Source organism: Zoogloea sp., assembly GCF_028689785.1.
In the GTDB taxonomy this organism is placed as follows: Bacteria; Pseudomonadota; Gammaproteobacteria; order Burkholderiales; family Rhodocyclaceae; genus Zoogloea.
The window spans coordinates 143,626-165,578 of sequence record NZ_JAQVCN010000005.1; the positions used below are offsets into that span (position 1 = coordinate 143,626).

Here is a 21,953-nt window from a genome sequence, read left to right on the forward strand (position 1 = left end):
TTCAGACGACCGGATGCGGTGCGATCACATCGGTGGGCAGGGTGTCGGCATGGGGCTGGTTGGCCAGCTCCGCCAGGGCGACCAGCCCGCTGCCATCGGTGCCGGTGCTGGTGTCGGCATCATAGTACAGGCGGGTGACGTCGCCGTTGGAGATCAGGAAGAAGGCCGAGCCGGTGTGGTTGGCGCCGGTGATGGCCGCCTCCAGCTCGTCGAGCTGGCCGCTGCCGCCGGTGCCGAACTGGAAGCTGCCCGCCGCAAAGGCTACCCGATAGACGCTGGCGTCGGCCTGAGCGGCGAGGGCTTGGAGGGTGGTCAGGGCATCGGTATCGAAGGACTGGGATACTGAAGTGAGGCTGTTCAGCCCGCCGAAGTTGGCCGGATCGAAGCTCAGGTGGTCGGTACCGGCGACGAAATCGCTGATGACGTCCATGCCGTCGGTCGGACGCTCGAAGTGGAAGCGATCTGCACCGGCCCCACCGCTGAGGGTGTCCGCTCCGGCGCCGCCGGTCAGCACGTCGTCGCCGTCACCGCCCTGTAGCGTGTCCGCCCCGGCATAGCCGTACAGAAGGTCGTTGCCGCCCAGCCCTTGCAGGGTGTCTTCGCTCGAAGTCCCCGAGAGGATGTCGTTTCCGGCGCCGGCCACGTCATTATTGGTGATCTGGGCGACTGCGGAGGTCAGGGCTACGGGGCTTGAGGCACTGGAGGTGACCACGGCCAGCAGGGACTCGTTGTTTTCCACCAGGGTATCGCCGGCGATGTTGATGCTGAAGCTGGTGCTGCTCTGGCCGGCGTTGAAGGTGACGCTGCCGGTGGGGAAGACGCCGCCGGCGAAGTCGTTGGCGTCCACGCTGTGCAGCGCGCCGCCGAGGATCTTCCAGTAGAAGGTCTCGGTGGTGCTGGTGTCGCCGCGGGTGAGCTGGAAGGTGGCCGTGGTGCTGCCCGAGTCACCCTCGATGATGCTGGCGGGTGCGGTGAGCTGCAGCCCCTGGTCGTCGTCGCGAATGGTGCCGGCGAGCACGGTGCTGCCGCCGGTGATGGCCGGGTGGCTGAAGGTGACGTTGAAGGCCTCGTCGCCTTCGCGTACGGCATCGCCCTTCACCTGCAGGGTGAAGAGGCTTTCGCTGACGCCGGCGGCCAGGGTGATGGTGCCGGTAAGCGGGGTGAGGAAGTCGTCCGCATTCACGGCGCCGGTGATGTTGTAATTGACGGTGATGGCTTCGCTGTCCGGGCCGGCACGCAGCACGCGGAAGGTGAAGGGGGTGGTGGCGCCGGAGGCACCCTCGCCCCGGTCCACGTCCAGGGCCAGCACGGTGACGGCCATGTCGTCGCCGATGATGGTGGCGGCGGCACTGGACTGCAGCGGATTGACCGTGACCCCGCCGCCGAGGCTGGAGAGCAGCACTGAGAATTGCTCGTCGGATTCGCCGATGGTGTCGGCTGCAACTTGGATGACGAGTTCCTTGCTGGTCTCGCCAGCGAGGAAGTGCAGGGTTCCCTGAGGCAGCATGCCGCCCAGGAAGTCGGCGCCGTTGGCAGGGGCCGAACCACTGCCTGTGACCTGCCAGTTGATATCGGCAGCCAGTTCGTCGGCTCCCGCGCGGGTAACGGTGAAGCGGAAGGCGGTGGTGCCGCCACTGTTGCCTTCTTCGAGGCTGGTGTCGATGGCGGTGACGCTGAACTGGCTGTCATCATTCAGGACAACGCCCGCAGCTTGGTCATTGATCAGATCGATGCCGATGGCGTCCGTGAGCACGACCCGGAAGTTCTGGTCGGGGCCCAGTACATTGTCGCCGGCCACCGGAATCAGGATGTCGTAAATCGTCTGGCCAGGACTCAGGGTGATGCTGCCGCTGGGGAGCACGTCGCCTACGAAATCGCTGGCCGTGACCGGATAGCTGCCGACGCCTTCCACATGCCAGTTCACGGTGACGGTATCCGTGTTGTTGCCGAGGCGTTCGAGCCGGTAGGTGAAGAGGGTGGTGCCGCTGTCACCCTCGTACTTCTCCGCGCCACCGATGGCGGTGAGGGTCAGGCCGGTGTCGTCGTTGCCGATCAGGGTGCTGGCCGTGCCTTCGAGGATAGTGGCGCCGGCTGCGTCGCTGAGTACCACCGAGAAGCCCTCGGCGGTTTCGCCAGTGTTGTCGCCGGCCACGGTGATGGTGATGGTCTTGGTGGTTTCGCCAATCCCGAATGCGACCGCGCCGGTCTGGAAGACACCGCCGAAATCCTGGCTGTTGGCCGGGTTGGTTCCGCTGGGGATCACTTCCCAGAGTACGCTGGAGGTGACCGAGGTGTCGCCGCTGCGGGTGACGGTGAAGGTGAAGGGGGTCTCCTCGCCGGTGTTCCCTTCGGGGGTGGATGCGGCGTCGGCGGAGATCAGCAGCACGGCATCGTCATTGATGACGGTGCCGGTGGCGGTTGTGGCCGATGCTGTTGAGCCGTAGCTGGGATTGCTCAGGGAGACGCTGAAGGTTTCGTCGTATTCGCCGAGGGTGTCGGCGTTTACATAAACGGTGAACTCCTTGCTGGTCTCGCCGTCGGCGAAGGTGACGGTGCCGGTCTGGGCGACGAACTCGCCATCGCCCACCGGGCGCGGGCCGGAGCCGGCGGCGTTCCAGTCGACGCTGGCGCTGCCTGTGGAGGTGCCGCTGCGGTCGATGCGGAAGGTGAAGGCGGTGGTGCCGCTATTGCCTTCCAGCTGGGATGCGGAGACGGCGGACACGGTCAGCGTGTCGTCGTCGTCAATGATGGTGCCGATCACGTTGTTGTTGGTGATGTCGGCGTGGGCGCTCTGGCCGGAGAGCTGAACGGTGAAGTCCTGGTTGCCTTCGTCCAGGCCGTCGCCGGCCACGTTGACCAGGATGGTCTTGGTGGTTTCACCCGGGGCGAAGGTGATGCTGCCGGAGGGCAGCACACCGCCGGGGAAGTCTGCGGCCACGGCGCTGCCGGCCACCACGTTCCAGTTGACCGAGGTGCTCACCGACAGGTCGCCACTCCGGGTGACGGTGAAGCTGAGCTGGCCGGGGTTGCCGGTATCGCCTTCGACGGCGGAGCCGATGGTGGCCGACAGGGCCAGATCCACGTCGTCGTTGCGAATGATGCCGGCGGCGGTGGACGCATTGGCATCCACCGTGCTGCCAGTGCCCGGGTTGTAGAGCTCGACGCTGAAGCCTTCGTCCAGTTCCACGTTGCGGTCGCCGGCGATGGCGATGTTGAGTACGGCACTGTCCTGGCCATCGGCAAAAGTGACGGTGCCCGAGGTGGCGACGAAGTCGCCGGCCACGGTGTCGCCATGGACGATGCGCCAGCCCACGCTGGAGCTGCCGGCGGTGCTGCCGGTGCGGGTGACGGTGAAGCTCAGCGTGCCGGGCGCGCCGGAGCCTTCGGCCCCGTCAGCGGCCAGGGCAGCGATGGACATCACGTCGTCGTCATTGACGAGGGTGGCGTTGGCGCTCTGGCTGGTGAAGCTGTGCACCAGGCTGTCGGTGGGGGCGGTGAGGGTGACGGTGAAGCCTTCGTCGTTCTCGAGCAGGCTGTCGCCGGCCACCTGGACGACGATGTCCTGGGACATCACGCCCTGGGCAAAGCTGAGGGTGCCGTTGGGGAAGAAGCCACCCAGGAAGTCGTTGGCATCGGCCGCATGGGTGCCCGAGCCGGCCACGCTCCAGTCGAGGGTGGTGGCGGCGGTGCCGCCAGTGCGGGTGACGCGGAAGACGAAGTTGTGGCTGGCACCATCGCCTTCGACCGTCGGGATGCTGAAACCGGTGATGGTCCAGTCCACATCGTCGCTGGTGATGGTGCCGGTGGCGCTGCCGATGATGATGTCGGCGCCGGTGGAGGCGTTGGACAGATCGATGGTGAAGTGTTCGTTGCCTTCCACCTCCACGTCGCCCTGCACGGTGACGGTGATGGTCTTGCTGAGCTCGCCGCTGGCAAAGGCCAGGCTGCCGCTGGGCAGTACGCCACCCAGGAAGTCGGCGGCGTCGGCGGTGCCGGCGGTGGCCGTCCAGTCCACCGTGGCGGCCAGGTTGAGGTTGCCGCTGCGGGTGACCGTGAAGGTGAGGTCGGTGGTGGTGCCCTCGTGGCCTTCGACGCGGGTGGCGGTGGTGCCGCTGATGCGCAGGGAGGCTTCGTCGTCGGTGATGGTGGCGTCGGCGGTGCTGTGGGTGAACACCACGCCATTGGGGCCGCTGAGGCTGAGACGGAAGCTCTCGTTGGCTTCACCCGAGTAGTCGCCCTTGACCGGCACGCGGATGGTCTTGCTGGTCTCGTTGGCCGCAAAGGTGATGCTGCCACTGGTGGCGTCGAAGTCGGCCGCGCTGGTGGGGTCGGCGCCGATGCCGGCGACGCTCCAGTCCAGGGTCTGGGAGGCACTCAGGTTGCCGCTGCGGGTGACGACGAAGTCGAAATAGGTGGTTTCGCCCGGGTTGCCTTCCAGCGCGGTGCCCGGCGCGGTGACGTCGAACACCACGTCGTCGGCCTGGATGGTGCCGTTGGCGGTGGCGGTGGTGATGGTGACGCCGGTGGATGGGTTGGACAGGGTGACGGTGAAGTCTTCGTCGGGCTCGCCGGCCAGGTCGCCGCTGACCAGCACGGTGAGGGTCACGCTGCTTTGGCCGGCGGGCAGGGTCAGGGTGCCGGAGGGCAGGCTGCCGCCGAAGTCGGCGCCGTCGGCCGGGTTGAGGCCCGTGCCGGTGATGGCGTAGTCCACCGTTTCTGCCTCGCCCAGGTAGCCGCTGCGGGTGATGGTGAAGGTGTAGGCGGTGGTGCCGCTGTTGCCTTCGGCCTTGGCCGCCGACAGGGCGCTGATGGCGATGGTGGCGTCGTCGTTGAGGATGTTGGTGATGGCGGTGGCGGTCTGGATCTGGCCGCCGCTGGCATTGGAGAGGGTCACGGTGACGCTCTCGTCGCTTTCCACGTTCAGGTCGCCGACCACCTGGATGGTGATGGTCTTGGTGGATTCGCCATCGGCAAAACTGACCGTGCCGCTGGGCAGGCCGGCGTTGCTGCCGAGGGTGTCGCCAGTGGCAAAGTCGGCCACGTTGGCGCTGGCCGAGCTGAGCTTCCAGTCCACGCTGCCGGCGCCACTGGTGTCGCCGCCGCGGGTGACGGTGAAGGTCAGGCTGGTGGTGCCACTGTGCCCTTCCTGGATCGTCGCCTGATCGCCCGCAATGTGGAACACGGCGTCGTCGTTCTCGATGGTGCCGGTGGCCGTGGCTGTGGTGATGCTGTCGCCAGTGGTGCCGGCGCCCAGCGCGATCTGGACGGTGTAGGTCTCGTCGGTCTCGGGGGTGGTGTCGCTGGTGGGCGTGATGGTGATGGTCTTGCTCATCTCGCCCGGGGCAAAGGTGACCGAGCCGGAGGGCAGGCTGCCGCCGAAGTCGGCTGCGTCCACCGTGCCATTGGCGCCTCCGGTGAGCACCGACCAGTTGATGGTCTGGCTCTGGTTGGTGCTGTGGGTGCGGGTGATGGTGAAGGTCTGGCTGCTGCTTTCGGCGGTGCTGGCGGTGGTGCCGGCGATGGCGAAGGCGGAGTCGTCGTTGGTGATGACGCCCGCGGCGGTGATGTCGATCGCCTCGTCGATGCCCGACAGGTTGCTCAGTTGGACGGTGAAGGTCTCGTTGGCTTCGGGGGTGGTGTCGCCCACTACGGTGATGCTGATGGTCTTGCTGCTCTCGCCGGCGGCAAAGCTCACGGTACCGGTGGTGGCGCCGCTGAAGTCACCGGCCGCGGTGGTGCCGTTGAACAAGGTCCAGGTCATGGACGAAGCACCCGACAGGTCGCCGCTGCGGGTGACCGTGAAGTTCATGGTCTGGTTGCTGTCGCTTTCGACGATGGACGAGTCGGCGATGCTGATGCCGGTGTCGTCGGTGAGTACGGTGAGGGTGCTGGTGGCCAGGTTCTGGGTGTTGGTGATGTTGGGTGAGGCGCTGGTGAGCACGTCCTCGTAGATCACGACCCGGAAGGTTTCGTTGGTTTCGGCGATCAGGTCGCCCTTGACCAGCACGTTGAAGTTGGCGGTGAGTACACCGTTGGCGAAGCTCACGGTGCCCGAGGGCAGGCCGCCATTGTTGCCCAGGGTGTCGGTGCTGGTGAAGTCGGCGGCGTTGGTGGGGTTGGCGCCGACGGCCTCGACGCGCCAGCGCAGGGTGGCAGCGCCCGAGTAGCCCGTACCGCTGCGGGTAACGTCGAAGGAGAAGGTCTGGTTGGCGCCCTGGTCGGTTTCCACCAGGCTGGTGGCGGTGGGGGTCAGAGTGTAGGTGGTGTCGTCGTCGTAGATGGTGCCGCGGAGGTCCAGGGTGGTGGTCGGCGATGTGTAGCTGTTGCTGTAGTCGGTGTAGGAGCTCTGGAAGCGGACATAGGAACCCGCCACGTCGCCGGGGGCACTCAGACGGAGAGTGAAGGTCTCGTTGGCCTCCACGGTGGCGTCGTCGTTCAGGATGTCGGCCAGGGAGATGTTGTAGTTGTAGGTGCCGTAGGCGGTGGCCTGGGCGGCCAGGGTGATGTTGCCGCTGGTGTACAGGAAGTCGCCGGCTGCCGTGCTGCCGTTGATCAGGGTGTAGCTGACCACGATGTCGCTGTCGAGGCGCCCCGCCCGGTTGATAGTGAAGGTCAGCGGGTTGCCTTCGTAGGCGCTGGTCTGCACGTTGGTGTAGTAGCCGTTGGCGTCACCAGCGTAGGTGTCCCAGCCACCGACGAAGAGGCGGATGTCGTCGTTGCGTACATTGACCGTGACGCTGGCAGCGGTATTGTCCACGTTGGCGGGGCCGTAGCCGTTCTGGGTGCCGGCGCCATATACATCATAGAGCCAGCTCTCGCCCGCACTCGCCGAGACCACGTTGAAGGTGATCGGGGTCTCGCTTTCGACGTAGTTGTCACCATAGAAGGTGACGGTGACCTGCTTCTGGGTTTCCCCGGCGTTGAACACGACGTTGCCATAGGTGGCGTTCGAGGTGTATTCGTTGGTGTGGTTGGCGCCGCCGTAGGTCTTGACCAGTTCGTTGGCGGAGCCGCCCCAGTTGATGGCCGAGCCGCTGAGGTACCAGCCGACGGTGGTGGGGTAGTTCAGGGCGCCATCGAGCCCGGCCTGGTCGGTGCGGGTGATGGTGAAGGTGACGGTGTTGCCGTCGGCCGAGTTGTTGGCGCCGGTGCCTTCGAAGATTGTGGTGGTGCTGGCCGTAACGCTGATCAGAGGGTCGGCGTCGTTGTCATAGACGTAGGCGGTGTCTAGATAGCCGACGGATGGTGTTTCCAGGTCGTGATTGGCTTCGCCGGCGTCCACGTTGGTGGGGTTGCTGAGTACGATGCTCAGGTTTTCACGCCAGCTTTCGGTCCAGGTGTCGTCCAGGGTCTGGACGCTGATGGTCTTGGTGGTTTCGCCGTCTTCAAAAGTCAGGGTGCCGGTCCAGGCTCCGGCATTGAAGGTCGCCGTGCCGTTGCTGGTGGTCACGCCCGAAATGTCGCTGGGGTCGAGCTTGTACCAGCTGCTGGTGTTGGTATTGCCTTCGTTGGTGGTTTCGGAGCCGGGCAGGGTCAGTGACCAGTCCACGGTGTCGGTGCCGCGCGTGTCGCCTTGTCGCGTGATGGTGAAGGTGATGATGCTGCCCTCGGTAGCATCGTTGGCGCTGGCGTCGAAGCGGGTGTCGTCGTTGGTGAGGACAAGGTAGTTGTTGTTGTAGCCGGCGCCGTCCGGGTTGGCGTTGAAGCTGCTGCCACCGCTGGTGCCGGTGAGATAGACCCGGAAGGCCTCGTCGTACTCACCCACGTTGTCGCGGGCGGTGTAGACCTTGATGTAGCCCCACTCCTGGCCGTCGGCGAAGTTGAGCCGGCCGGAGGCAAAGCCGCCGTTGGTGCCCAGGGCATCCTGGCCGGGCTTGAAGTCGTTGATGTCGGTGGCGACGTAGCCGGCCACAGTGGTGCCGAGCTTCCATTCCACCCAGGCAGTGCCGGAGGTGGCGATGGTGCGGTGCACGGCAAAGATGTGCTCGACGTAGTCGTCGGTCGGGCCGCCGTCGGCCAGAGTGTCGCCTTCGAGCTTGCTGCTCACGTAGTTGAACGAGCCCGTTTCCCCGGTGTTGGCCAGATCACCCAGGTCGAACAGGGCTTCGTCCCGCTCGATTTCCCCGAACAGGTAGCCGGAGTTTGTGTTGCTGAGTTGGGCATTGTCGGCGACCCAGCTGCCAAGCGTGTAGCTGTAGAACGCGTTGCCGCCGTTGATACGGGGGTCATTGTGCACCGTGGTGACCTGATCCACGCCCGTGCCGCCGGACAGGGCGATCTGGAACCACTCGTCGTTCTCCACCACGTCGTCACCGGACACGGTGATGGTGATGGTCTTGCTGGTCTCGCCGCTGGCGAAGCTGACGGTGCCGGAGGGCAGGCTGCCGCCGAAGTCGCTGGCATTGGCGGAGTCTGCGGTGGTGCTCTCCTCCAGATCGAGGATGGTGGTGCCCTGCACCGCCCAGTTGAGGGACGAGGCCTTGTTGAGATCGCCGGAGCGGGTGAAGGTGACCGTGAAGGTGGAGGACTGGCCCGCCACCGTCTCGGCGACGCGCATGTCGTCGATGGAGGCGGTGATCTGGGTGTCGTCGTTCTGGATGGTGCTGGTGTAGCTGCCGGTGGCGCCGATGGAACTGCCGGCGTTGGCACCGCTCAGGTTGATGTTGAAGGTTTCGTTGTTTTCGATGCTGCCCACGCCGGTGTCACCGTAGGCATAAACGGTGATGGTCTGGGTAGTGGCGCCGGAGTTGAAGGTGAGCGTGCCACTGGGCGTGATGTTGGCGTTGCTGCCGTTGGAGAAGTCGTAGATGTTGGTGGTGACGTGGCCCACACCCCAGTTCACCGTGTTGGTCTGGCTCAAGTAGCCGGTGCGGGTGACGGTGTAGGTCATGGCCGTGCCGGTGAAGCCGTTGTCACCTTCCACCACCGAGGCGGTGCCGGCGGTGATGTTGAACTCGGCGTCGTCGTTGCGCACGTAGCCGTCGGCGGAGCCATCCAGGATTTCGGTGCCCGCGGACGGGTTGGACAGGTTGACCCGCAGGGTTTCGTCCCCTTCCAGGGTGCTGTCGCCGGCAATGCGCAGGGTGATGGTCTTGCTGGTCTCGCCGCTGGCAAAAATCAGGGTGCCGTATGGAATCCCATTACCGTCCTTCGAGACGCCGGCTGGCTGGCTGGCGTAGAAGTCTGTGCCATTCACGGCATTGGCAATGCTTGCATCCACCGCCCAATTCACCGTGGAGGTCTGGGACGAATTCCCTGAGCGGGTGACCGTGAAGGTGAAGTCCACGTAGGTGGAGTTGCCTTCGTTCTTGTCGGCGAGCAGCGGGGAAATGGTCAGGCCGGCGTCGTCGTTGGTGAGCACCGTGGACGCGGCGGCGGTGACGATGTTGCTGTTTGCCGGTGCGTTGGACAGGGTGACGGTCATCGTCTCGTCGGATTCGACGGTGGAGTCACCCTTGATGTTGACCACGATGGTGGCGCTGGTCTGGCCGTCGGCGAAACTGACCGTGCCGGTGGATGCCTGGCCAGCAGCCAGGTCGGTGCCGGTGGCGAAGCCGTTGGTTCCGGTGATGGTCCAGGTCAGGTCACGGGCACCGTCGAGGGAGCCGGTACGGGTCACCGTATAGGTGATTGTGCTGTCGGTGTTGCCCTCGGCCCGGGTGGTGGTGGCAGTGCTGATGCTGAAGTTGTCGTCGTCGGTGAGCAGGACCGTGCTCTTGCTGCCGTCACCCGGCTGGATGGTGCCGTTGACGGGCGTGCCCAGTACCACCTGCAGGGTTTCGTCGCTCTCGATGGTCAGGTCACCCTGGACGTTGAGGGTGATGGTCTTGCTGGTTTCGCCAGCAGCAAAGCTGACGGTGCCGCTGGGCAGCCCGCTGTTGGTGCCGAGCGCGTCCTGGTTGCCGACGAAGTCGGCGGTGGTGAGCCCGGCCGCGGCGGCGAGGGCCCAGGTGACGCTGCCGCTGCCGCTGGTGTCGCCGTTTCGGGTGACGGTGAACACCACAGGGGTGGTGCCGCTGCCACCTTCGGCGATGTTGGCCGGGGCGCTCAGCACGAAGTTGGTGTCATCGTTGGTGATGATCGTGCTGGCGGTGGACGTACCAAGGGTGGTGTTGGCGGAGGGGTTGCTGAGGGTGAGGGTGAAGGTCTCGTTGTTGGCCTCGGCAACGGTGTCGCCGCTGACGTTGAAGGTCACCGCCAGCTCGCTGACGCCCACTCCGAAGGTGAGGGTGCCGGTGGGCAGTACGCCGCCGGCCACATCGGCTGCGTTGGCGCCGTTGCTGCCGGTGACGGCGTAGTCCACGGTGGCGGCGACGCTGAGATCGCCGCTGCGGGTGATGGTATAAGCCACCTGGGTCGTGCCGCTGTTGCCTTCGGCAATGGCGGCGTTGGCGGCGCTGACGGAGAAGCGCTGGTCGTCATTGACGATGCGCCCGGTGGCGGTGGCGTCGACGATTGTCTGTGCGGTGTTGCCGACGTCGAGTAGATGGGCGTTGCTGATGGTGACGGTAAAGCCTTCATCGAGCTCTACGGTCAGATCGCTGGCCACGCTGATGCTGATGGTCTTGGTGGTTTCGTTGGCGGCGAAGGACAAGGTGCCGGCGGGCAGGCTGCCGCCGAAGTCGGCTGCGTCGGCCGCGCTGGCACCGCTGCCGGTGACCGCCCAGTCCACGGTGGCGGCTTCGTTGACGAAGCCGGCACGGGTCACGGTGAAGGTATAGGTGGTGGTGCCACTCTGGCCTTCGGCCTTGTCCGCACTGGCGGCGGCGATGGAGAAGCCGGTGTCGTCGTTGGTGATGGTGGCGCTGGCGGTGGTGCCGGTGAGGGCGGTGTTGGCCCCGGCCGGCTGCAGGACGATATTGAAGGATTCGTCCAGTTCCACCTGGTCGTCGGTCTTGACCTGCACGGTGACGGTGGCCGTGTTGGCTCCGGCGGCAAAGCTGACGGTGCCTGAGGGCAGGCCGCCATTGGAGCCCAGAAGATCCTGGCCGGTGATGAAATCGCCAATGGAGGCAGAGTTGGTGCCGCCCGGCAGTTCGAGCATCCAGTCGATGTCCTGGGCCTGGGATAGGTCGCCACCCCGGGTGACGGTGAAGGTGAAGGCGGTGGAGGCGCCGTCGCCGGTGTTGCGTTCGGCCTGGATGGGGGTGGTGGCCGTGATGCCGAAGGTCGAGTCGTCGTTAATGACGTCGGTGCTGGCTGTGCCGGTGGTGATGTAGGTCCGGTCGTGGGCCGGGTTGCCGACCGGGTTGGAGAGCGTGATGAGGAGGGTTTCGTCGCTCTCGTTCAGATCATCGCCGGTCTGGGTGAGGCTGATGACCTTGACGGTTTCATTGGCCGCGAAGCTGAGGGTGCCCGACAGGGGCGTGCCGACGCCGAAATCGTCGGCGTCCATGCCGCTGGCAGCCCAGTCGATGACGACGGGCGAGGCTGTGTCGCCCGTGCGGGTGACGGTGAATTGCAGCACGCGGGACTGGCCGGCGCTGCCTTCGAGCACGGATGTGGCACCGGCGCTGATGCTGATGCCGATATCGTCGGCCACGATGCTGCCGGTGGCGCTGGGGGTGACGATCTCGGTGTTGCCGTCGGCGCCCGACAGGGTGATGGTGAAACCTTCGGTGCTTTCGACCGTGGTGTCGCCGCTGCTGTATACCGTGATGGTCTGGGTCAGCACACCCGGTGCGAAGCTCAGGCTGCCCGAGGGCAGGGTGCCGCCGAAGTCGGCTGCATCGACAGGCTGGCCGCCGCTGCCGGTGAGGGCCCAGTCGACGGTGGTGGTGCCGGTGGTGACGCCGGTGCGGGTCACGGTGAAGGTGTGGGCCTGGGTGCCGCTGTCGCCCTCCACGAGGGCGGTGCTGGTGGCGCTGATGGAGAGGCCGGTGTCGTCGTTGACGATGGTGCCGGTGGCGCTGGCCGTGCCGATGGTGGAGCCGGTGGCCGGGCTTGACAGGGTAACGGTGAAGTCTTCGTCGCGTTCGTCGGAGTAATCGCCGGCGACCTGCACGGTGATGGTCTTGCTGACTTCGTTGGCAGCAAAGCTGAGCAGGCCGGAGGGCAGCGTGCCACCGACAAAATCGCTCGCATCGGCAGCGTGGGTGCCACTGCCTGCGACGCTCCAGGCCACCTGACCGGCGCGGGTCAGATCACCTGTACGGGTGACGACATAGGTGAAGCTGGTCACCGCGCCATTCACCCCTTCGCTGGCGATGCCACTCTGGACAGCGATGTGGAACTGGTGGTCGTCGTTGATCAGGGTTCCGGTGGCGGTGCCGTTGGCCACGGTGGCGCCCGGCTCGGGGCTGCCCAGGGTCAGGGTCAGGCCCTCGTTGGCTTCCAGGTCGGAGTCGCTGGCGATCTGCAGCACGATCTCCTTGCTGCTCTCGCCCGGTGCGAAGGTGATGGAGCCGACGGGCAAAACGCCACCCACGAAGTCGGCGCCGTCTACCGGATTGGCACCGCTTCCGCTGATGCTGTAGGTGATGGTGTCGCTGCCATCCAGATCACCGCTGCGCTGGACGGTGTAGCGGAGTTCGGTAAGACCGCCGCTACCTTCCTCAATGGCGGCAGAGGGTAGCAAGGTGATGATGACGTCGTCGTTGCGGATCAGGCCGGCGGATTCGCCGATGGAAATCTCGGAGCCAGCGGAGGGGTTGGATAGACGGACTGTGAAGCCTTCGTTGGCTTCGACGACATGATCGGGGGTGAGCGGCAGGTTCACCACCAGGCTGTTCACCCCGCGACCAAATTCCAGCCTGCCCGAGAATTGGGTGCCGGGCAGGAAGTCGCTGGCATCGACGCCGTTCAGCGCCGCAAATTCCAGGACCCAGTCTACGCTGGCGACCACCGTCAGGTCACCGGTTCGGGTCACGGTAAAGCTGGCTTGGCGTGGGCCGTTGCTATTGCCTTCGTTGGTGGTGAGGGCCGTGCCATCGAGCACAAACCCGGAGTCGTCGTTGAGCACGATGCCGATGGCGCTGCCCTGGAGCACCATGGTTCCCGGGGTGCTGCTGGTGATCGAAACGGTGAAGTCTTCCCGGGTTTCCAGATGGCTGTCGGGGGTCGGAGTGATGGCGATGACGATCTCGCTCTGGCCCGGGGCAAAGGTGACCGTGCCGGAGGGCAGGGTGCCTCCGAAGTCGGCGGCATTGGTTGGGTTGGCGCCGCTGCCATTGACCTGCCACTCGACGGTGGCGGTACCGGACAGGTCACCTACGCGGGTGATGGCGAACAGTTGGGGTTGGTCAACGGCCGAGCCTTCCTTGCGGACGGCGTCACGGGCGACGATGGAGATGGCTTGGTCGTCCGGGTCGATCACGGCGAGCGCCGTGCCGACGTCGATCTGGGTGTTGGCGTTGAGTGGGTTGAGGGTGAAGGCGAAAGTCTCGAAACCCTCCAGGATGCTATCGCCGGACAGGTCCACGTAGACGATCTTGCTGGATTCGCCAGCGGCGAAGCTGACCGTGCCGGTGAGGGCCTGGCCGGGGGCGAAGTCGTCGGGCGTGGTGGGTGATTCGCCGTAGCCAGAGATGCTGTAGCCGATGGCGCCCGCCTGGCTCAGATCGCCGGCGCGGGTGACGTTGAAGGCCTGACGCCCGCCGGTGCCGTTGCCCTCAAGGGTGGACGGGGTGACGGCGGCGACATTGAAGAGAGTCTCGTCGGTGTAGATGTTGCCATAGGCTTCACCGTTGATGATCTGCACGCCGGGGGGCGGATTGACGAGCACAATGCCGAAGGTCTCGTCGTACTCCTGCAGTGCGTCGCCCTGCACATAGACGGTGACGGTCTTGGAGATCTCATTTGCGCCGAAGTGGAGACTGCCACTGGGCAGGCCCTCGTTTCCGCCCAGCGCGTCCTGGCCACTGACGAAGTCGTTGGCGTCGGCTGCGCGTACCCCCACGCGCACGAAGCGCCAGGAGATGTCGGCTTCCTGGCCGAAGGTTTCGGAGCGGGTGACGTGGAAGGTCAGGGCGACCTGGGTGCCGGCGGCCCCTTCGACAACATTGAGTGTGTCTCCAACCAGGCTGAAGCCCACGTCGTCATTGATGATGTTGGTGGATGCCACCGCATCCCCCAGGCGCAGGTTACCTTGGGGGTTGGACAAGGTGGCGGTGAGCACGGCGTCGGGCTCGACGATGCGGTCACCAGCAAAGGCCACGGTAATGACACGGCTGGTTTCACCCACCGCGAAGTTGACCGTGCCGGAAGGCAGGGTGCCGCCGAAGTCGGAGGCGGGCAGACCACTGACAGACCAGTCTACGGAGGATGCTGCGCTGCCGTCAGCGCGGCTGATGGTGAAGCTGACCTGGGTCTGGGTGCCCGTGTCGCCTTCAAGCACCTGGGTGGCGTTCGCGGAGATGGATACCAGGCTGTCGTCGTCCAGCACGACCGTGCTGGCGGTGGCGATCCCCAGATGCAGGTTGGGGCCTGGATTGGAGAGGGTTACGACAAGGGTCTCGTCAGGCTCAATGCTTCGATCACCGACGATGGGCACGGTGATGGTTTTGCTCAGTTCGCCAACGGCGAAGGTGACGGTACCGCTGGGCAGGGGGCCGCCTACGTCGGCCTCGTCGAGTCCGCTGGCGACCCAGTCCACCGTGCTGGTGGCAAGGCCGTTGTCGCGGGTGAGGGTGAAACTGATGAACTGGGTGTCGCCTTCGTCCCCTTCGGGCACGTCAACGGCGACGGCGGCGATGCTTACGGTGGCGTCGTCGTTGAGCACGGTGGTGCTGGCGCTGCCGACCCCGATGCCCAGGCTCTGGCCGGGGTTGGACAGGGTGACGGTGAGGCTCTTGTCTACGTCGATGACGTGGTCGCCGGTGAAGCTGACGGTGATGGTCTTGCTGGTTTCGCCGACCCCGAAACTGACGGTGCCGCTGGGCAGGGTGCCGCCGAAGGCCGCGGCATCGAGGCCGCTGACGGCCCAGTCCACGGTGCTGGCGTTGAGGCCGATGTCGCGCACCACGTTGAAGGTGAGGGTCCGGGTGTCGGCTTCGCCCCCTTCGGCGATGGACGTGGTGACGGCGCTGATGTTGACGGTGGCGTCGTCGTTGAGGATGGTGGTGACGGCGCTGGCCGTGGCCAGGGTGAGGTTGGGCCCCGGGTTGGACAGGGTGACGGTGAGGATTTCGTCGGCCTCGGGGGTGCCGTCGCCGGTGAGGGTCAGGGTGATGGTCTTGGTGGTTTCGCCGATGGCGAAGTCCACGGTGCCCGAGGGCAGGGTGCCACCGAAGTCGGCGGCGTTGACGCCCGATACGGTCCAGTCAACGGTGCTGGCAAAGCCGGACTGGGTGCGGGTGACGGTGTAGGTGAGGGTCCGGGTGTCGCCAGTGAAGCCTTCGACCACGCTGGCCTGATCGGCGCTGATGCTGACGCTGCCGTCGTCGTTGAGCACTTCGGTGGACGCAGAGGCCGGGGGGATGTCATTGCCGCCGAGGGTCACGGTGACCGTTTCATCGGGTTCGACAAGACGGTCGCCTGCGAGAGGCAGGGTGATGGTCTTGCTGGTTTCACCGGGTGCGAAGTCGAGGGTGCCGGAGGGCAGTACGCCGCCCACAAAGTCCGAGGCATCCATGCCGGAGGCACTCCAGCTCACTTGGTCGGCGCCCACGGAATTGCTGCGGGTGACGGTGTAGGTGAGAAGCTGGGTGCTGCCCTGGTCGCCTTCGCTGACGCTCGTCTGGTTGGCGATGATGCTGAAGGTGCCGTCGTCGTTGAGCACTGTGGTGCTGGCGCGGTCGGTGCCCAGGCTGAGATTGGCGCCCGGGTTGCTGAGAATCACGCTGAGGGTTTCGTCCGCCTCGATGGTCCGGTCGCCGCTGAGGGTGATTTCGATGACCTTGATGGTTTCGCCGTTGGCAAACTGCAGGCTGCCGGCGGGCAGGGTGCCACCGAAATCGGCGGCGTCCATGCCGTTGAGGGTCCAGTCCACCGACGATGCGCCGACGCCGGTGCTGCGCACCACCGTGAAGCTGAGGATCTGGCTGCTGCCGGTGTGCCCTTCGACGACGCTGCCCTGGCCAGCACTGATGCTCACCGTACCATCGTCATCGACGACCTGGGTGCTGGCAGTGGGCTGGTCGATCACCAGGCCCTGGCTGGGGGACTGGAGCTGCAGGGTGACACTGCGGTTGGCCTCAATGCTCCGGTTGCCGGTGAGAGGGATGCTGATGCGTGCTTCGGTTTCCCCAGCGGCAAAGCTAACCGTGCCCGTGAGAGCACCGTCGGCAAGCTGGCTGACGTCGATACCGGTGAGCGTCCATTGGGCCGATGCGGCAGTGAAAGGGTTGTCGCGGGTCACCACGAAGACCAGCACGCCGGCGCTGCCGGTATCGCCTTCGAGCACCTGGGGCTGGGCGGCGCTGACGCTGGCGTGACTGTCGGTAATGGTGGCGGGAGGGGGAGCCTCATTGCTGCCGGGAGTGCCGTTGGGGGTGGTGGACGGGGTGCCACCGATGCCCGAGAACAGGCTGCTGCCGGTGCCGTTGCCATCCCCCGCGCTGAAAGTGCTGAAGACGCCCAGGCCTCCACCGCTGACGCCACCCGTGCCCTGGCTGGCGAGACCGCTGCCGGTGCCGGAGCTGCTTCCGCCCAGCACACCGGGGTTCATGCCGTCCAGGGTCAGAACGGACAGCTCGGTGGGGGTGCCGGGGCGCGGCATGCCGCTGCCGGTGGCGTCGCCGGTGAGCTGGGTGCGTTCGGGGGCCAGGGGGCCGGATTGGGTGCTGCTGCCTTCACCGGTCAGGCCGGTGATTTCGGGGCGGTAGGTGCTGTCGAGAGGGGCGGGCGGGGAGAACTGGCTGCCGGACTGGCTGCCCCGCGGGCCGCTGTCGCCCTGGCCGGGGTTGAACGGGTTGCCCTGGCCGCCGAAACCGTCACCCGGGTTGCTGCCGGGGGGGCGCAGCCCGTCACCCCCCTGCAGGAAGGAGGGCAGACGGTCGCCGAGCAGGTTGCGGGCGATTTCGAAGGGGCTGAACGGACTGCCGGCATCCCGGCCGCCCGTGGAGAGCAGGATCTGTTGCGACATGTCCTTCGCTGCAGCCGGGCTGAGGCCCGCCTTGACGAGGGCCGCCTCGGCACGGGCGATGGCCTGTTCGAGGGAGGCCACGCCCTGCTGCGGTCTGCCGGCGAGAAAGTCGGTGACGATCTGAATGGCGCGGGCAAGGGTGTCGATCTGGGGATTGGTCTGGTCAGCCATTTCCTGCTACTCCTGGTGCAGCAACACGCCCGCCGACTATGTATTGGGGGCTGGACGTGGCTCTAGCGGTCTGGAAAATCCGGGGAGGTCTGTATTGGCACGCCTGCAGCAGCGGAGCTTGGCGGGCGTGCCGTGGGACTTGCCCTATTTATTGGCGGAGGTGTTGAAGGCGCCGTCGGTGCTGAAGGGCAGCAGCTTGTCGGCAGGGATCACCAGGCCCGGGTTGCGCACCACGTCGGGGTTGAGCCCCCCGATGGCACGCAGCAGGCGATAGGAGGCGATCACCTCATCCACGCGGGCCGCTGCGGCGTCGCTCTGGGCGTTGATCAGGGCCACTTCGCCGTTGAGCAGATCAAGCAGGGAGCGCCGGCCGAGCTCGCGCTCCTTGCGGGCGAGTTCGAGGAAGTTGCCGGAGATCTGGGCCTGGTTGATCAGATAGTTGGTGCGTTCCCGGGCAGTCTGCCAGCCAACCCAAGCGTTGCGGCCTTCTTCAAGGGCCTGGACGCGGACGTAGCCCGCCTTTTCCTTGGCGGACAGGACCGACAGGTCGGCGGCCTCGGTGACGCGAGCCGCCTTCATGCCCAGGTCGAGGGTCCAGTCAAAGCGGACCATCGCCTTGGTGTCGTTGCGGTCGCCCTTGATGCCGTCGTAGTCCTGGTAGTGGATCTGGTTGAGCTGCAGGGCCAGACGCGGCATCAGCTCCCGGGCACGCTGTACGTGCCGTTCGGCGAGGGTCACTTCGGCCCGGCCGTCTGCGGCGACTACGTCCGGGTTCTGCTTGAGGATGATGTCGGCGATCTCGGCTTCGGAACGGGGCAGCCGGGCCTCGGGCACGCCCACGGCCTGCAGCCCGGCCAGGTCGACCGGGGTTTCGCCGAAGACGGCGCGGTAGCGGTTGCGGGCCTCGCTCATGCGGCTCTCGGCGATCACTCGACGGGCTTCGGCGCCGGCGAGCTGGGCTTTGGCCTGCAGCACGTCGGTGGCGTAGCCGCGGCCGGCTTCCATACGGGCGTTTTCGAGGGAGGTCTGACGTTTGATGTTGAGTTCAGACTGCTGGGCGTAACGCAGGGTGCGATCAGCGCGGATGATCTGCAGCTGGGCCTCGATGGCTGCCAGGACCAGATTCTGGCGCTGCAAGTCCCGCTCCTTGCCTTCCTTGTCGAGAATGGTCTCGGCGGCCTGGACTCGCAGGCCGGTATGGCCGAAGTCGGTGATGAGCTGATTGAGGCCGACATTTACGTCGGAAGGGTCAAAATTGCCCTTGGTACCGATGTCCCGGTCGATATGCTGTCGGCCGATGCCGGCGCCGACGGTGAGCTTGGGGAAATAGGCGGTCTTCTCGACGCCGATCTGGGCATTGGCGGTTGCCACGTCGGCATCCACCATGCGCATCAGGTTGTGTTCCTTGAGAATGCGGTCAAGCTTTTCGGGGAAGTTCTCGGCGGCGTGGGCGCTCCCGATGCACAGGATGGAGCCCGCGAGGGCGGCGACGGCGATCAGGTTGTGCTTATGGCCCATGGCGCTGGATTTCACGGCAGACATCTGGAAACTCCCTGGTTTTTTGAGTTCGGCTTTGAAAAGCACGGTGCGTACTCCTCCACCGTATCAAACATGGCATATTTGAAACTTACAAAAACTTACATTAAGGCATGCAAGCTTCCTTGACCCTGCGTTTATTTGTCTTGCGGAATTCTGCGCGGCTCCTGGACGGGGGCCGCGTTTGCCGGACCGGATATGAGGTTTGTCCGGGCGTGATTCGGCGGGTGTTCGTTTCTCTGTTTGCTGCTTGCGCCGGGTTGTTCTTCGCCGGTCTGTGTGTGGCTGATGGTCGGAGTGCCGACGTGCCTCTGGTGTTGCTTAACGGTAGGGCGGACGCATTCCTGTATAGCGGTGTGTGGCTTGATTCCGGCAAGCGCGCCGACATCGTTGATGTGGTGGCACACCCCGAACGCTTTACCCCGCCCGAGGGGCCGGAAGAGCAGGTCATTAACGCGGGCTATAAGGACGCCATAGTGTGGATCCGGGTCCCTGTGCATGTGGCCGCGGACGCTCCCCGTGACTGGTTGCTGGAGGTGGGTTACCCCACACTGGATCAGGTGACCCTTTACCGGCGCGAGGCGTCGGGTCAATGGCGCGCTGTCGAGTCGGGCGATTTCGTGCCACGTTCGCGGCGGCCGTTCGAGCACCACAATCTGGTCTTTCCGCTGCTACTGGAGCCCGGGGCCGAAGAGGTGATGTTTCTGCGCGTCGAATCCCAGGGGAACCTGACCATCCCCCTGACTTTCTGGCAGCCGAAGGATCTCCTCGCCGCTGATCGCAGTCTGTATGCCTGGCAGGCTCTGTATTTTGGGGCGCTGCTGGCCTTGCTCAGCTATAACCTGATGCTGTTTCTGGCTATCCGGGACCCCCTTTACCTGACCTACTCCCTGATGGTGCTGGGGATGGGCAGCGGCCTTCTGACGATGAAGGGCTTTGGCAGCCTGTTGCTCTGGGGTGACGCCGTCTCCCTGGACAATGTGGCCTTTCCTCTGTCCTTGGCCCTGTGCGGGCTGGCGGGGGCACTGTTTACAAGGCGCTTCCTGGATTCGCGGCATCGGGCGCCGCTGCTGGATCGGGTCGTCCTCGTCCTGACGGCTTTGTTTGCGGTGGAGACCTTGTCTGGTTACTGGTTGCCCTACGCCCTGCTGGCTCGTCTGGTGAGTGCCACGGGTTTGTGCTTTTCGGTGGTGGCAGTGGTGCTGGCGCTACAAAGCCTGATCAGGGGGCAGCGCTCTGCGCGCCTGTTTCTGGCAGGGTGGTTGTTGTTGCTGGTAGGCGTGGCGGTCACGGCCTTGAGAAACTTCGGCTGGTTGCCGACCAATGCGCTGACCAGCAACATCATGCAGATTGGCTCTGCTCTCGAGATGCTGCTCCTGTCGCTGGCGTTGGCGGATCGCATCAACAGCCTGCGCCAGGAAAAGGATCTGGCGCATGCCGATGCGGTACGGGCAGAGCGGAAGCTGGTCGATACGCTGCGCGACTGGGGTGTATCCCTTGAGCGGGAAGTCGTGCGTCAGACCCACGAACTCCGCCAGGCCAATCTGCGTCTTGCTGCCAGTGAGGCGATCGAACGTCGCGGACGTGAGGAGCAGACCCATTTCATCGCCATGATTGCCCATGACATCCGTACCCCCCTCGCCATCATCAAGGCGGCCGTGCAATCCCTTCAGGATATGGATGCCTCGCCCCCGCCGCCCGAGCATCAAAAGCGCTACGACCGGATCCAGCGTGCCCTGCAGCGTCTGAATGCGTTGTTGGAAATCGCCCTGATGCAGGATCGAACCAACGTGGACGACTGGCGGATGGAGATGGCTGAGATTCAGCTTGGCGCACTGACGGAGGAGTTGCTTCAGCTCCTGAGTCCGGCCGACGAGGCCCGTCTGTGTTGTCGACTCGCCGACGGACTTCCGGCATTGCGGGGGGATCCGCGAATGCTCCGCGTGATGCTGCTCAATATTGTAGAGAATGCGCTGAAGTACAGCCCCCGGGAGTCAGACGTGCGCCTGGAGATCGAGACGGGCATCCACGCCGGTTCGGCAGGTGTGTTTATCAGGGTCATTGACCATGGGCCAGGCATTGCACCGGGGCAGGAAGAGCGAATCTTCCAAAAGTACTATAGAAGCCCGGATGCGGTAGGGCAGCCGGGCCTGGGGATCGGCCTGTTCCTCGCGCGCTTCATCTGCCGACGTCACGGCGGGATCCTGCATGTCGTGGCGCGCTCCGGGGAGCTTGGAGCCTGCTTCGAAGCCTGGCTGCCGCTGGAGAAGGGGGATGGAGCATGAGTCCACGTCTGGCGCTGGTGGAGGATGACGAGGATCTCCGCGATGAAATGTGCTTTCAGCTGGGCAGGGCAGGCTTCGATGTCTTCGGCTGTGAGGACGGAGTGAGCCTGGATCGGCATCTCGCTAATAGCGGATGTGAGCTTGTCGTGATGGATCTGGGCCTGCCCGGTGAGGACGGGTTGTCCATCTCCGCTCGGCTTCGCGCCTCCCGCCCCGGTTTGGGTTTGGTGATGTTGACTGCGCGAGGTCGTCTGCAGGACCGCCTGGATGGCCTGGACCGCGGCGCAGACGCCTATCTGGTCAAGCCAGTGGATACGCGGGAGCTGATTGCGGTGATACAGACAGTGCTGAGACGCTTGGCGGCACCGGCTTCGCCTCTCGGCCGGCAGGAATGGCTTCTGCGGTACAGATCGCTGGAGATCGTCTCGCCGGAGGGGCGGGTTATATCGATCTCCGGCATGGAGGTGATTCTCCTTCGTGAGTTGGCCAAGACGGGCACCGAAGTCGTTGCTCGCCGGCAGCTGATCGAGGCGCTTGGGCATGACTACCTGCTATTCGATCAACGCCGGTTGGATACTGCGATGAGCCGCCTGCGCCACAAACTGGAAGAGGTGTCACCGGACAAGAGTCCGATCCGTGCAGTAAGAGGTGTCGGCTATGTATTTGCCACGCCCTTGCGAGAGGACGACGAGACTGTCTAGGTCCCCGGTGCTGAACAAGTCAGGGGGGCAAGGGCAGTGCATAGGGTGGCGGTGTTTGTGACGTTCAAGATTTATTTTCTTAATCTTGTTGACACGTGGTGATTGTTGTTTATAATTCGGCCTCTCTTCGCTGCGGCGCACGATGAAGTGCTCCGGAGCGGTGAAGAGGAAGGTGTCGCGGGGTAGTGTTGCGATGCTGGCGTTAAGTAGATTGTTTCGGTGGTTAAGAAGTTTTCG

Annotated in this window: 4 protein-coding genes; 2 read left to right on the top strand and 2 right to left on the bottom strand. The window is 65.1% G+C overall.

The window, feature by feature from the left end; all coding sequences use genetic code 11:
• Position 1 precedes the first annotated feature (1 nt).
• Both PHI64_RS04630 and PHI64_RS04635 read right to left on the bottom strand, forming a co-directional pair.
• Positions 2-17,194: a Calx-beta domain-containing protein gene (locus PHI64_RS04630; protein WP_299879313.1), complete on the bottom strand. Its 17,193-nt coding sequence runs from the start codon at positions 17,192-17,194 to the stop codon at positions 2-4.
• A 144-nt stretch (positions 17,195-17,338) separates the two neighbouring features.
• Complete coding sequence (locus PHI64_RS04635; protein WP_299879315.1) at positions 17,339-18,736, bottom strand: TolC family protein; 1,398 nt, start codon at positions 18,734-18,736, stop codon at positions 17,339-17,341.
• A gap of 221 nt (positions 18,737-18,957) precedes the next feature.
• On the opposite strand from PHI64_RS04635, the gene PHI64_RS04640 reads away from it, so the two are divergent.
• Positions 18,958-21,015 (top strand): sensor histidine kinase, encoded by a 2,058-nt coding sequence (locus PHI64_RS04640; protein ID WP_299879317.1) that lies wholly within the window; start codon positions 18,958-18,960, stop codon positions 21,013-21,015.
• On the top strand, positions 21,012-21,716 hold the full coding sequence (locus PHI64_RS04645; protein WP_299879319.1) for a response regulator transcription factor: 705 nt from the start codon (positions 21,012-21,014) through the stop codon (positions 21,714-21,716). The genes PHI64_RS04640 and PHI64_RS04645 overlap by 4 nt, the downstream gene beginning before the upstream one ends.
• Positions 21,717-21,953: the final 237 nt, after the last annotated feature.